13 protein-coding genes are annotated in these 12,779 nt (G+C 56.8%); 8 read left to right on the top strand and 5 right to left on the bottom strand.

Going from position 1 to position 12,779, the window contains the following annotated elements:
- Positions 1 to 81 precede the first annotated feature (81 nt).
- Positions 82 to 618 (top strand): UDP-2,3-diacylglucosamine diphosphatase LpxI, encoded by a 537-nt coding sequence (locus DSM3645_RS01620; RefSeq protein ID WP_002650237.1) that lies wholly within the window; start codon positions 82 to 84, stop codon positions 616 to 618.
- A 75-nt stretch (positions 619 to 693) separates the two neighbouring features.
- Here the strand turns inward: DSM3645_RS01620 and DSM3645_RS01625 are convergent, their stop codons facing one another.
- Positions 694 to 1,188 (bottom strand): ferritin-like domain-containing protein, encoded by a 495-nt coding sequence (locus DSM3645_RS01625; protein ID WP_040351983.1) that lies wholly within the window; start codon positions 1,186 to 1,188, stop codon positions 694 to 696.
- A gap of 209 nt (positions 1,189 to 1,397) precedes the next feature.
- A complete protein-coding gene (gene pdxR / locus DSM3645_RS01630) occupies positions 1,398 to 2,885 on the bottom strand; it encodes a MocR-like pyridoxine biosynthesis transcription factor PdxR (RefSeq protein WP_002650239.1) in 1,488 nt (495 codons plus the stop codon).
- Between the two features lie 110 nt (positions 2,886 to 2,995).
- On the opposite strand from pdxR, the gene DSM3645_RS01635 reads away from it, so the two are divergent.
- Together DSM3645_RS01635 and DSM3645_RS01640 are read left to right on the top strand one after the other, a co-directional pair.
- The gene (locus DSM3645_RS01635; RefSeq protein ID WP_002650240.1) at positions 2,996 to 3,454 is read left to right on the top strand and encodes a carboxymuconolactone decarboxylase family protein; all 459 of its coding nucleotides are present in this window, start codon (positions 2,996 to 2,998) and stop codon (positions 3,452 to 3,454) included.
- Positions 3,455 to 3,492: 38 nt separating this feature from the next.
- Complete coding sequence (locus DSM3645_RS01640; RefSeq protein ID WP_002650241.1) at positions 3,493 to 3,921, top strand: cupin domain-containing protein; 429 nt, start codon at positions 3,493 to 3,495, stop codon at positions 3,919 to 3,921.
- Positions 3,922 to 3,943: 22 nt separating this feature from the next.
- On the opposite strand, the gene DSM3645_RS01645 is transcribed toward DSM3645_RS01640, so the two are convergent.
- Positions 3,944 to 6,034 carry a fused MFS/spermidine synthase gene (locus DSM3645_RS01645; RefSeq protein ID WP_040351526.1) on the bottom strand — a complete coding sequence of 697 codons (2,091 nt, stop codon included), beginning with the start codon at positions 6,032 to 6,034 and terminating at the stop codon, positions 3,944 to 3,946.
- A gap of 328 nt (positions 6,035 to 6,362) precedes the next feature.
- On the opposite strand from DSM3645_RS01645, the gene DSM3645_RS01650 reads away from it, so the two are divergent.
- The 5 genes from DSM3645_RS01650 (at position 6,363) to DSM3645_RS01670 (ending at position 10,688) form a co-directional block, all read left to right on the top strand.
- Positions 6,363 to 6,797 carry a nuclear transport factor 2 family protein gene (locus DSM3645_RS01650; protein ID WP_040351527.1) on the top strand — a complete coding sequence of 145 codons (435 nt, stop codon included), beginning with the start codon at positions 6,363 to 6,365 and terminating at the stop codon, positions 6,795 to 6,797.
- Positions 6,798 to 6,942: 145 nt separating this feature from the next.
- Positions 6,943 to 7,308, top strand: coding sequence for an aspartate 1-decarboxylase (panD, locus tag DSM3645_RS01655; protein ID WP_002650244.1), 366 nt, complete (start codon positions 6,943 to 6,945; stop codon positions 7,306 to 7,308).
- 447 nt (positions 7,309 to 7,755) lie between these two features.
- Complete coding sequence (tssK, locus tag DSM3645_RS01660; protein ID WP_002650245.1) at positions 7,756 to 9,183, top strand: type VI secretion system baseplate subunit TssK; 1,428 nt, start codon at positions 7,756 to 7,758, stop codon at positions 9,181 to 9,183.
- A gap of 138 nt (positions 9,184 to 9,321) precedes the next feature.
- A complete protein-coding gene (locus DSM3645_RS01665; protein WP_002650246.1) occupies positions 9,322 to 10,317 on the top strand; it encodes a 2-hydroxyacid dehydrogenase in 996 nt (331 codons plus the stop codon).
- Positions 10,318 to 10,334: 17 nt separating this feature from the next.
- Positions 10,335 to 10,688, top strand: a complete 354-nt coding sequence (locus DSM3645_RS01670) for a hypothetical protein (RefSeq protein ID WP_002650247.1) — start codon at positions 10,335 to 10,337, stop codon at positions 10,686 to 10,688.
- Between the two features lie 4 nt (positions 10,689 to 10,692).
- Here DSM3645_RS01670 and DSM3645_RS01675 read toward each other — a convergent pair whose 3' ends face one another.
- Complete coding sequence (locus tag DSM3645_RS01675; protein ID WP_002650248.1) at positions 10,693 to 10,980, bottom strand: hypothetical protein; 288 nt, start codon at positions 10,978 to 10,980, stop codon at positions 10,693 to 10,695.
- Between the two features lie 117 nt (positions 10,981 to 11,097).
- Positions 11,098 to 12,756 carry a hypothetical protein gene (locus DSM3645_RS01680; protein ID WP_040351528.1) on the bottom strand — a complete coding sequence of 553 codons (1,659 nt, stop codon included), beginning with the start codon at positions 12,754 to 12,756 and terminating at the stop codon, positions 11,098 to 11,100.
- Positions 12,757 to 12,779: the final 23 nt, after the last annotated feature.

The raw sequence follows: 12,779 nt of genomic DNA on the forward strand, positions 1-12,779 counted from the left end.
CGCTGCTCGCGCGTGTCGCCGAATTAGAGAAAGAAGACGAGCTGAGAAAAACGGCTTAACGTCTTCGAGGGCACGGATGCGATGAATTCAGACGCAACAGACCACCTACCGCCGTTCGGCGTGCTGGCCGGCTGGGGTCAATTGCCAATTGAAATGGCCACCGCGCTGCAGCGCCACGGCTACGCCGTGCATGCGCTGTTGATCAAAGGGCACGCCGATCCGATCCTGGCCGAAATCTCCGCTACGCACGAGTGGGTCGGGCTCGGACAAATCGGCAAGTGCGTCCGCTTCTTTCATCGTCACCAGGTGACGACCGCGACGATGGTCGGCAAGGTTCACAAAGTGCGGATCTTGGACCGCGGCGCGCTCTGGAATCATTTCCCCGATTGGTACGGCGCCCGCGTTATCGCTCCCTTTATTTTGGGCAAGAAAGATCGCAAAGACGACACCATCCTGAGCGGCATCTGCCGCGCGTTTTCAAATAAAGGAATCGAGTTTGTGCCTGCGACCGACTATGCTCCTGACCTGCTGGTAAAGTTTGGACAACTGGCCGGCAAACCTGACCCCTTTTTACCGCGTGGCGCAAAAAACAAGACGAGTCGACGACTCGGGGGATGAGTCGCCGGCTCGCCTTGCAGTGAGAGCGTTACTCCGTCTACGGAATGCTCTCGCATCGGCAATCAACCGATCGCCTTATTTTCCCATCTTCGCCGCCTGGTTCACGGTCAGCGCGATTTGCGTCAGTTTGTCATCGGCCGCTTCTTCTTCTTCGATGTTCTGCTTCAATAATTGCAGCCCATCGACATAATTCAAGAGCTCGGCCCAAGTGCAAAGCGTCCCATAGGTCGCAATCTCGTAGTGCTCTACTTTTTGGGCCGCGGCGATCAATAGCGCGTCCATCACTTCGTCGTCCGCCTGCAGGCGCATGATGCCGGCGCCTTCTTTGATCAAACCGGCCATCGCTTCGCAGGTTTTTGCCTTCGGCGTTTTGCCGATCGAGCGAAAGACTTCTTCAACCCGCGTGATATGCGTTTCGGTCTCTTGCAGATGGCTTTCAAAGGCTTGTTTCAATGCGTGGTCGGAAGCCTTGTCCGCCATTTTCGGCAGGGCTTTGGCCATTTGCATCTCAGCACTCAGCACATCCTGCAATTCTTCCCAAAAAGCGTCGGCGAGCGTATGCGTGGTCATCTGAATGACCTCCATCAAGGTTCGATTATGTCTAACGGTTCCATTCTCGCTCGAAAGGAAATTGCAAAAGTCATGCCGCACATAAACAGGCGGTTTTAAAGCAATCCGAGAGCAAAAATTGATCGTTCTATGACCACGTCGGTCGTCTCCCCATCGCGCCAGTAAAAAGAAGAGGCGAAGAATTTTCTTCATAGCCCGAAGCGCGAGGGCTACGAAGAGAAGAAGCGTTGCGCCCACGCTTGCACGGCTTCCGCAATTTGCGCCTCGTCGAAGGCGGCGAAGCCGAGGATCAGGCCCGGCGTTTTGTGGTCGACGGCCGAATATTGATCAACGGCGTGATATTCGACGCCGGCCTCGTGGGCCGCTCGTTGCAAGCGGCGATTTTGTCGCGCGTCGCGGGTCTGCACGACGACATGCAGGCCAGCTTCGTGACGATCGTAATCAATCGCCGACCCAAACGCCGCATCCAAGGCGGCGAACATCGCCTGTTGCCGCACCGCGTAAAGCTTGCGCATCCGGCGAAGATGGCGAGCGAAGTGTCCTTCTTCGATGAAGTCGGTCAGCGTCGCTTGCTCGAAGACCGGCGAATGTCGATCGGCTAGCCAGCGCGAGGTCGCGAACGAGCGGACGAGCGGCTCGGGGACAACCAGATAGCCGAGACGCAGACCGGGAAAGAGCACCTTGCTGAAGGTCCCCAAGTAGAGGACCGAACCATGCGGATCGTGCGCCGCGAGCGCTTGTTGCGGCCGACCGGCGAAACGAAATTCGCCCACATAATCATCTTCGACGATCCACGCTTCGTTGCGCTCGGCCCAGTCCAGCAATTGCAGGCGCCGCGGCAAACTCATCGTCATGCCGCCGGGCCACTGCACGCTCGGCGTGACATACGCCAGCCGCGCGGCGGGGCAAAGTTGCTCGCCGACGGCGACATCGATCCCTTGCTCATCCACAGGAATCGCCGCGCCGATCGCGCCATGGGTCGTGAACGCATGCCAGGCGGGACAGTAGCCAGGCTCTTCTAGCCAAAACCGATCGCCGGGATCGAGCAACAGTCGAGCAATCAACTCTAACCCTTGTTGAGCGCCGCTGGTGACGACAATTTGTTCGGCCGCACATGCCAGCCCGCGTGATGCTCCCAGGTAAGCGGCGATGGCGCTGCGTAGCGGAGCATATCCCGCTGGATCGACCCCCATGAAGGTCAAGCGCGGCAAGCGGCGCAGCCGGCGGTCGGCCAGTCGCTGCCAAATGTCGCGGGGGAAATGATCGATCGCCGGCGTATGCGGACGAAACGGTTGGGGCGCCGTAATGATTCGCGGCGCCCAGTCGGCGAACCGCTCGATATTCCCGGCGCGCTGGGCCAATCGGCGTCGCAATGGTCTTGGCGCCGTCTGCTTGCCGCTCGCGGCAGGGGCCATGTTCTCCGGCAGTTGCTGGGAGACGCGGGTGCCAGACCCGATCTCCGCTTCCAGAAAGCCTTCGGCCAACAATTGCTCGTAAGCGGCGGCGACGGTGTTGCGTGCGATCTGCAACTCGCGGCAGAGACCGCGCGTCGAGGGAAGCTTTTCGCCGGGACGTAATCGCCCGGCGCGGATCGCGTCACGCAGTTGCGACTCAAGCTGGCGATGCAACGGCTGCGTCGCGCTGCGGTCGATCTCGAGCGTATCAAACTGAAAGCGTTGCGAACGGCGCTGGACCATGGCAAAGTGGCTCTCTGAATTAACAGACAAGTGGATCTTATTTGGAACCAAACGAATCGTACCATGAGGAATGTAACCACGCATTCCATTCACTTTCGGGGAGCAGAAAAATGTCGGAACGATTGGACTATTTCGCTTTGTCGCCGGAACCATTTCGTCACCTCATGGCGATCGAAAAGTATCTGCACAAGTCAACGCTGGGACATGTGTTGATGGAACTGGTGAAATTACGAGTCTCGCAGATCAACGGTTGCGCGTATTGCTTAAACATGCACTCGACGCTATTGCGAAAAGCGGGCGAACCAGCGCATCGGATTGATCTGGTCGCAGCCTGGCGCGAAGCACCTTGCTATAGCGATCGAGAGCGCGTCGCATTGGCCTGGGCGGAAGCAGTCACCCTGCTGCCGCAGCATCAGGTTACCGACGAGTTGTACGACGAATTGGCGGCCCAGTTTGACGAGACCGAGATCGTCGATCTGACCACAGCGATCGCGACGATCAACGCTTGGAACCGATTCGCAGTGCCGTTTAACAAAACGCCGGAGATTGAAGCGGCGATGTCGGCGTAGTTCTTTTCTCGCAACCACCAAAATAAGGCGGAGAGTTGATGAAACGTTTAGTCATGATCGCCGCAGCGCTGCTTACATGCACTGCGGCCTGGCGGATCACCGCGCACGATCCGGCGCACGGCCCCGATGTCAAACCGGTAATGGCGCAGAACATCGCCGAAAAAATAGACGGGGTCGTCACCCGCGCGACGATGGCCGAAGTCACCTGGCAAGGAGGCGACTTTTCCGAACCCCATCGGCATCCCGGCCCGACCTTTGTGTATGTGTTGGCAGGCGAGATCGAGACCCAAGTCGGCGATGGTCCCCTCTTGCGTCTCAAAGCCGGGGACACGCTCTACGAGCCGTCCCAGGCATTACATCGAGTCACGCGTAACGTTCATCCTGACAAACCGGCCAAAATCCTGGCGCTTCATCTGCACCCGGTCGACGCCAAAGAGTTGGTAATCCCGGAACCAATCCAAGAGTAGAGCGGTTAAGCGTTCGCACGTTCTACTTCAACACGCCCAGCAGATTGCTGTAATCGTCGGTCCACAGGCGATCGATCGCTAGTTGCCCAGGGGCGGTGGTTGCTGCGGCGCGGACGACTTCATTTTCTAGCAGCGCTCGATTGTTGGTCGCGACTACCCAATGGGCGCCGGTCTTTTGCTGGGCGACGTCGGGAGCGGCGACAAGGTAGAGCGTTTGCAGACCGCAGTCTTGGGCTAGGCCCTCGACGACGGGACGCAGGTCGACATGGATGTTGCTGATATGAACCGCGATCGCGCCATCTTTGGCGAGGCGCTGACGATAGATGTCAAACGCTTCTCGCGTCAACAGATGGGTCGGGATTGCGTCGCCGCTGAACGCGTCGAGCACTAGCAGGTCAAACCGTTCGTCGGTTTCGGCTTCGAGCGAAAGTCGTCCGTCGCCGAGCACGATCTCGATCTTCGCAGGCGAGTCTTTCAGGTAGGTGAAGTAGTCGTGTGCCAACTCGACCACTTCTGGATTGATCTCATACATGCGGAACGTATCGCCTGGCTTGCCATAAGCGGCGAGCGTTCCGGCCCCCAGTCCGACCACTCCTACACGCAGCGGCTGCTGCTGTAACGACAACTGACGAAGCACAATGCCGACGCCTGTTTCGGGGGCGTAGTACGAAGTTGGTTCGGTGCGGCGCTGCGGATCGAGAAATTGGAAGCCATGCACGATACGGCCATGGAACATCATGCGGCGACGCTGCCCGGCCGCCAACTGATCATTGACATGCAGCACGCCGTAGAAATTGCGACGCGACACGAGGTATTCGCCGCTGAAGTTTCGTAGTTCTCCGTAGACCACGATTAACAGCAATGGAATCGCCCAGGCCAATCGCTTGGGGAGGGGCGCGGCGGCTTGGCTGGTTCCCGGTCGGGCGGCCCAAGCTTTTCCGGCGGCCGAAATCAACACGCTGCCGGCGATCAAAAAACTACCAAGGATAAAGATCGGCGCTTCAAAATAATCGGTCAAAGCGAGCGGACAGACGAGCGAAACCAAAACGCCGCCGATGGCGCCGCCGGCCGAGATCGTCAGATAGAACTCGGTCAGATGCGCCGGGCGTGGCTTTAGGCGAACGAGTTCGCCATGACAAGCGAGACACGCGAAAAACAATGATGCAAAGTAGACGCCGATCGCGGGGATCAAACCCAAAGATCCGCTCATCCAGTCCACCAGCGCGACGCCGGCGAGCGACGCCAGAGCGAGCCAGGCGACGGTTTCGCGGCGATACCATCCTTCGTTGTCGAAGGCCAGGATGAAGGTCAGTAAGTACAAGCTAAGCGGAGCGACCCATAGCAGCGGAACGACCGCCATGTCTTGGCATACATGGTTGGTGACCGCCAGCAATCCAAAGCTGGCCCAAGCCGGCAACAGCAGCCATTTGGTCCGCGTGCGCCACGTAATCGCAGGCTCCACGCCGTTCGCTGGGCCTGCGGTCTCTGCCGGTTCTGGCGGCGTCTCAGGCGCCGCGCGAAGTTGCCACACAACGATCGCCAGCAGAGCGGCGAATAGGCTGAATCCGATCGACCACTGCCAGGCTTGCGTCGAGACGGCGAAGTTCGGTTCGATCACAAACGGGTAACTGAGCAGCGCCAACAGCGAGCCGACGTTGGAAAGCGCATAAAGTCGATAGGGAGATGCCGCTGGGAATCGGCGACCAAACCAGGCCTGCAGCAAAGGTCCGTTTGCGGCAAGGAGAAAATAAGGCAACCCAATTGTCGCGGCCAACAGCGTCAGAATGCGCAGCGCCGGAGCATCTTCCGGCGAGGGTTTCCAACTGACGTCGGCCAACACTGGCGCGAGCGCCGCGGCGGCGATCACCAACGACAAATGGACCGCGCCTTGCCAGCGGAGCGGCAAATAACGGGTGATGAGGTGTGCGTAGAGATAGCCGAGAAACAGCACGACCTGAAAAAAGAGCATCGCAGTTGTCCAAACCGCCGGACTGCCGCCAAACCAAGGAAGGATCGCTTTGCTTACGATCGGCTGAATTTGAAACAACAACAGCGCACTGGCGAAAACAGCCGCGGCAAAACAGCATCTCAGGAGTGCAGGCAGGCGTTGCATATATCGGTATCAGTTTATGCGTAGCGAAATGGCATCGTGCAAAGATAGCTCACTCGTCGAAATGGAACGCCACAAAGGGTGGAAATGCGCTTTCGAGCGGAGGGCAATTCAACTCTAGCTCCACAGGAGGGGGTTGAATTATGCGAATTGTTCATTGTTTTTCGCCAAGAAAAGGTGCGAATTTAACAGTGTTGACACTGGAATTGTGCTTTTCATGGCGGAAAGGCCGACATTAGAATCGGGTTTGTTGTCCTCATCCCACCGTCACTTGGGTGTTAGTGCTTGATTGACGGAAAATCCTCTTCTGTTGCTTGGAGACAATTGATTCGTGTACGCCACTGTTTCTCTTGAAGCGGAGGCGATGGCCGTCTTACGAGACTTCGCCAGCGCTTACGCTAATCGAGATCTGGAGAAACTGCTGGCGGTGTTTCTGCCTGAACCGGACGTAGTACTACTCGGAACGGGCCAAGACGAAAAGCGACTTGGTCTAGCGGGAGTATGCGAACAGGCGGAACGTGACTGGCAGCAAGCTGATACGTTGCATTTTCGCTTTGGATGGCGAAGCGTTTCGTGTTACGGCGACGTTTGCTGGGTCGCGTCCGATTGTTTTGCACTGGTTCAAGCGGGTTACCGTCAAGCGGAGATTCCACTCCGGATTACTGCAGTCCTGGTTCGCACCGTAGAAGATTCGCTGCGAATCGCCCAGCTCCACTACTCATCGCCGGTCCTGCCGGATGACGAGTCCGATACCTGTCTCGAGTAGATTTTTAGCACTTATTTGATTACAAGCGATATTCCTTGACAGGCAAAAAGCCCCTCTGCTTACCAGAGGGGCTTTTTTCATGCGCGGACTTAGAAGGTATAATAAGCCGTTCTCTCTCCGTAGTCGCAATCCAAGTAAGTCTGGGATGATCCGAACCTTTCTCAAATCGAAAATTCACCGCGCCACCTGCACCGAGGCTTGCCTCGATTACGAAGGAAGCGTGACGATTGACAGTCTGCTAATGGACGCGGCGGACCTGCTCGACCATGAACAGGTCGATATCTACAACATCACCACCGGTTCGCGGTTGACCACCTACGCGATTCTGGGCGAACCCGGCAGCGGCGTGATCTGCATTAACGGTGCGGCCGCACATTTGGTAAATCCCCAAGATTTGGTCATCATCGCCAGCTACGCCCAATACAACGAGCAAGAACTGGCCGACTACGCGCCGATCGTGGTCCAAGTCGATCAACGAAATCAAATCATGACGCCGGTCGAAAAAACTTAGCGGCCGCGGAGATTACATAACCTCCTAGTAACTTTTAGCTTACGTACGCTAATTTTACCTTCCTCCCTCTTCATGGTGACGGCTATCCGCCATCTTAAGGATTTTGCTCTAGCTTTCGCCGGCGGATCGTCGATGTTTCTTTTCTAGAACGCTGTTATCCGCGACAAATCGCTGAATTTCGGGGCAGCCTCCTCTTTTGGAGGGAGAATTCGGCAGGGCAGCACGGATAGCAGCGTTCTTTATTTCTTGACCAACCGTCTCGGTTGCGTCCCAAAAGCAAATTCCTCCCAAGCGGCGCATCCGGCAAATCGAGAAATCTACGGCGTCTTATCTTTGCTAACCCGCAATCTGGCCGAAGTTAACCGACACACGCTATTGGTCGCAGCACCATTGGCGCGAGAGACTCCCTCCCCTGATTTCGCTTGCCAAGCCTACGAGGAACCTGCCGTGTTGAGCAGTAACGCCGTCCACTGGTACGAAGGAATGTTCCTTTCGCCGCATCATTTTCAGGCGTTCGAACAGCATCAATCCCAACAGAACCGACGTGGCGACCTTTGGATTGAGCGACATCATTGGGGCCTCCGCTCCATCGATCTTGATATCGACGCGCTGACCAACTCGCGTCTGGTTGTTCGTTCGCTGGAAGTTCGCCTGCGGGATGGAGCGACGATCTCCGTCCCGAGCGACGGACAATTGCCGATCCTTGACCTGCGCCACGCGATGGCCGATCGCCAGAACCTGACGATCTATTTGGCGGCCCCACAACTGGTCTCGGGCCAGTCAAACGTCGCCGACACCAACGCGGCGACGGCTCGCTATTTGGTCGAGAATCTCGACGTGGAAGATCAAAACAGCGGCTCCAACCAACAAACCATTCAGATCCGCCGGCTCAATTTGCGACTACTGCACGACGGCGACAATCACGCTGGGTACGAGACCCTGCCGATCGCTCGGATTCGCCGCTCGGACCGGGGCGAAGCGGTGCCGCAACTCGACGAAACTTACATTCCGCCGCTATTAGCGTGCGACGCCTGGCGTCCGCTGCAGGCGAACATCTTGCAGCGCATCTACGATCGTCTGGGACGTAAGCTCGACTTGCTCGCTTCGCAAATCGTTTCGCGCAAGATCTCGTTTGATAGCCGCGGACAAGGGGATCAACAGTTACTGGAACAGCTGCGAGCGATCAACGAATCCTATCCGGCGATTCAAATGATCGCGTTCACTCCCGGCACGCATCCTTCGAACGCTTTTTATGAACTGGCGCGGACGATCGGCAAGCTGGCCGTGTTTGGTTCGATGCGTCGCCCGCCGGAAATGCCGGCTTACGATCATGACGATCTGGCCGGCTGCTTTTGGCGACAGAAACAATACATCGACGCGCTGCTCGACGCCGTCGTTGAGCCGGACTATCGCGAACGCCACTTTGAAGGCGCCGGGCTCCGCATGCAGGTCGATCTTGAGCCGTCGTGGCTGGAAGGCTCGAACAAACTGTTTGTCGGCGTCGAAAGCTCGCTGCCGTCGCAGCAGATTGATCGACTCCTGACGCGCGGTCTCGATATGAAAATCGGCAGCTCTGACAAAGTGGTCGATCTCTATCGATTGGGTCAGGCCGGTTTGCGTTTCAACTACGCAAGTCATCCGCCGCGCGCATTGCCGGCGCTGCCGGGGGTCTCGTACTTCGAGATCGATCGCGACAGCCAACCGACGCAATGGGACCAGGTGAAACACTCGTTGACTTTGGCGATTCGTCTAAACGAAAACCTGATCGTCAGCGATATCGAAGGGCAACGCCGTTTGACGATTCGCGTCGATGGGCAATCGACGACGCTGCAGTTCACGCTGTATGTGGTCCCCAACGAACCGGGGATCGGCTAAAAGGCTGCACCCCAAAAGTCGACCTGATTTTCCTGCGCGAAAGCGCTGCAATGGGGCGATCGACATGGTAAAGTCGATCGCGGCTCTTGTTCTTCGACCAGAGTCGAAGTGGTCCTTCCCAGACGCAAAGGAAAGTCTGTGCAAGTCGCAGTATTTAGCACCAAGTCGTACGATCGTGATTTTTTGCTGCGCGCCTCGTCCGACACCGAGATCCGCTACGACTTCTTTGAAGAACGACTGACCGCGCGTACGGTCGTCTTGGCCCGTGATTTTCCGGCGGTCTGCTGTTTTGTCAACGATGAACTGAACGCCGAGGTCATCGCGGCGATCGCCGCCAACGGAACGAAGATGATCGCGCTCCGCTGCGCCGGTTTCAACAACTGCGATCTGCCGGCGGCGGCGGCGCAGAAGGTGAAAGTCGCTCGCGTCCCGGCTTACTCGCCGTATGCGGTCGCCGAACATACCGTGGGGCTGATTCTGACGCTCAACCGTAAGTTTCACAAAGCCTACAATCGAGTGCGCGAAGGGAACTTCGCTTTGCACGGCATGCTCGGCTTCGACTTACATGGCCGCACGGTCGGCGTGATCGGAACCGGCAAGATTGGTCAGATCGCCGCGTCGATACTAAAGGGTTTCGGCTGCCGCATCCTGGCGTATGACGTGCAGCAAAATCCGGAGTGCGTCGCGAATGGTGTTGAATACGTCGAGCTGGATCAGATCTTCGCCGAGAGCGACATCTTGACGCTGCATTGTCCGCTGCTGCCGGCGACCAAGCATCTGATCAACGCCCAAAGCATCGACAAGCTGAAGCCCGGCGTGATGCTGATCAACACGAGTCGCGGCGCCCTGGTCGACACCAAAGCGGCGATCGAAGGACTGAAGTCAGGACAGATCGGTTACTTCGGTCTCGACGTCTACGAAGAAGAAGCCGAACTCTTCTTCGAGGATCGCTCAGAACTAGTGATCCAAGATGACGTCTTCTCGCGCCTGCTCACCTTTCCCAACGTCTTGATCACCGGGCACCAAGGGTTCTTTACCCGCAACGCGCTCGAAGCGATCAGCCAAGTGACGACCGACAACTTGCAACAATTCCTGCAAGGCGCGAAGCTGACGAATGAAGTGCACGCCGGCTAGTTTAAAATGTCATTCCCATGACGCAGCGCTCGATCATTCTTACGACAATCGTCGCCGTGCTAGTCCTGATAGCGACGGTCGATCACTATCAATATGAGGCGCATGGCAAACGACGCTCGGCGATCGTCTCGGAGTTCGGCGGTCGCACAGGCTCATTAATGGGTTGGCCCTGGGGAAAAGAGGTCATGATCTCGCTCCCTCGTCCCTTGAGCAATGAGGAACTGCGTCGGCTCGCGATCCTCAATGCGGCGGGTCGCGACTACGTCTCGGTATGGTTTCAGTGCGAATTAAACGACGAGCAGCTGAAAGCGGTCAAGCAGGTTCTTTCGCGCTGCGGGGTCCATGCAAGCCCTCAAGAAGTCGACCGCTAATCGCCTATCGCGCCGTCGCAGCTGCGAAGATGATCGCTCCGATCATCAAGCCATAGAGTACGACCGAAAACAAACCAAACAAAATCGCGATCACCGCGTGCACGCTGCCTTTGACTTCTGGCTGACGATTCCGTTTGACCAGCCCCATGATTCCCAAAATGATCGACGCGCAGCCAAACGGAAATCCAACCAAAGGAATTAGCGCCACGATCCCCAGATAATACCCGACCAGCGCCGGAACATTCTTGTAAGGAATAATGCCGCCGGTTGCATCGCCGCCTGGTGTGGCCATGTTTTTTGGTCCTTGGGAATATGTAGAAGTCAGGCTTCACCAATGTACTGGGTGGCGAACAAGAAATCATGCCGTTCTTTTCAAGAACTTCAGAATTGGGGGGGAATCGCGTTTCCCCTAAAAGAAGCCGCCGCCTCCACCGCCTCGCTGTTGTCCGCCTTCTTCGCCTTCTTCTCCGCTGTCGAGCATCTCGACCGCGATCACTAGCGCATGTCGAACGCCGAGAGAATTGCGGATTGAGAGGATGGTCGCTTGTCCATCTTCTAACAGCAGTTGCGTATTGATAATCAGGGTAGTTATGGATGGGGGCGAGTCGTTGGCGTCGTCCTCCGCTTTGTCCTCCTTTGGATCGGCGACATCGGAACGTTCAAAGGCCAACTTCAACGACGCCCGATTGCCGAGCATCTCTGGCGAAACGGTCAGCATCGTGCCAACGTTTTGCAGGTTGTACTGATTCCTCTGCATCGCAGTCGCACGACCATCGGGACCGCGCTGCGGTATCATTTGCGAACCGGTGACGACCGGTTGGCGGCGGCCTTGCTGCACTTTGGTTTCGTGTCCGGTGACGGTCGTCAGATCAAAGCTGTCGATCAATTCATACTGCTTTTTGTCTTCGAGCATTTCCAGCATTTCGTCGGCCGACATCAATACCGACTTGGGAGCCGGCGCCGTTGGTTCTACTTCGAAGAGCGCAACGCGAACGCGTAACAAGCGGAGTTTGGCTGCTGGCGGAGCGAACATGGGATTGATTCTCATGGGATCGCCAAACGGGTTCGAGCCGCTTTGGACATTCGTGCCGGCAGGTTTTACAGATCGCGGCGGAAGGACCGATTCGACGTTCGCGTGGCCCGGTTTTTGTTGGGGCTTTGTTTCTTCCGTTTCGTTTTGCGGCTTCGGTATTGCAGGAGCGGAGACGGTTTCCGGCAACCTAGAAAAGTTTTGAAAAGGAGGAGCCGGGGTTCGCCATCCGGCGCCTGGATCCGGTGTGAATTCTTCTTGCGACCATTGCGGCGCGGGAATCATCTTTTTCGGCGAAAAGAGCCCGAATGGATAAACCTGGGCGAAAAGCGCGCCTTTTCTCCACAAGCCGCGGCGAAACTCTTGACCATCAATTTCGACGACTTCGCCGGTAACGACGTCGCGAAATTTAAAAACTGCGTCCATCCAAACTTGGTGCACATGGCGTGGAGGTTCGATCGATGGAAGCGTCGAATCCTCTGGAGTCTCCATGTAACCACGGCCTGACAACACGGGGTAAACAATGTCACAACCCGTCAGATTCAAGTTCTCGCACATCTCCTTCATCTGAACGTGCGTGTCGCGACCGTTGACATCCTTAAATCGGAACACGCGATCTTGCGCGAATTGTTCTTGGGCAGTCGTCTTCTCAGCATCCTTGTCTGGCTGCAGTTTTGGCGCACCGATCTCATATTCATTCGCTTTCGCAAAATCGCCGAACTCGCTCAGTTGAATCATGACCATGTCGCCTTCGACATCTTCGACGTGGGCGACGCGATCTCCTTTCAACGGCTCCATGATCAGATCCGCGCGACGATTATCCTTCGGACGAGGAACAAAAAAATATCCCCACTGTTCGACCGTCTCTCGCATCTTCTGGCTGGTGATCGTCACTCGCTTCGCATTGACGTCCATAACGTCGATCGTGTGATCGGGATTGCTTAGCCACTGCGGGGTTTCGGCTTCACCGGCCGGCAGCGAAGTGATCATTGCTAGCGACAGATAGCAAGCGGCGCCAAGACAAAATCGCGCGTTCATCATTGTTTCTCCAACGAAGCGAA

Source organism: Blastopirellula marina DSM 3645 (assembly GCF_000153105.1).
Lineage (GTDB): Bacteria > Planctomycetota > Planctomycetia > Pirellulales > Pirellulaceae > Blastopirellula > Blastopirellula marina.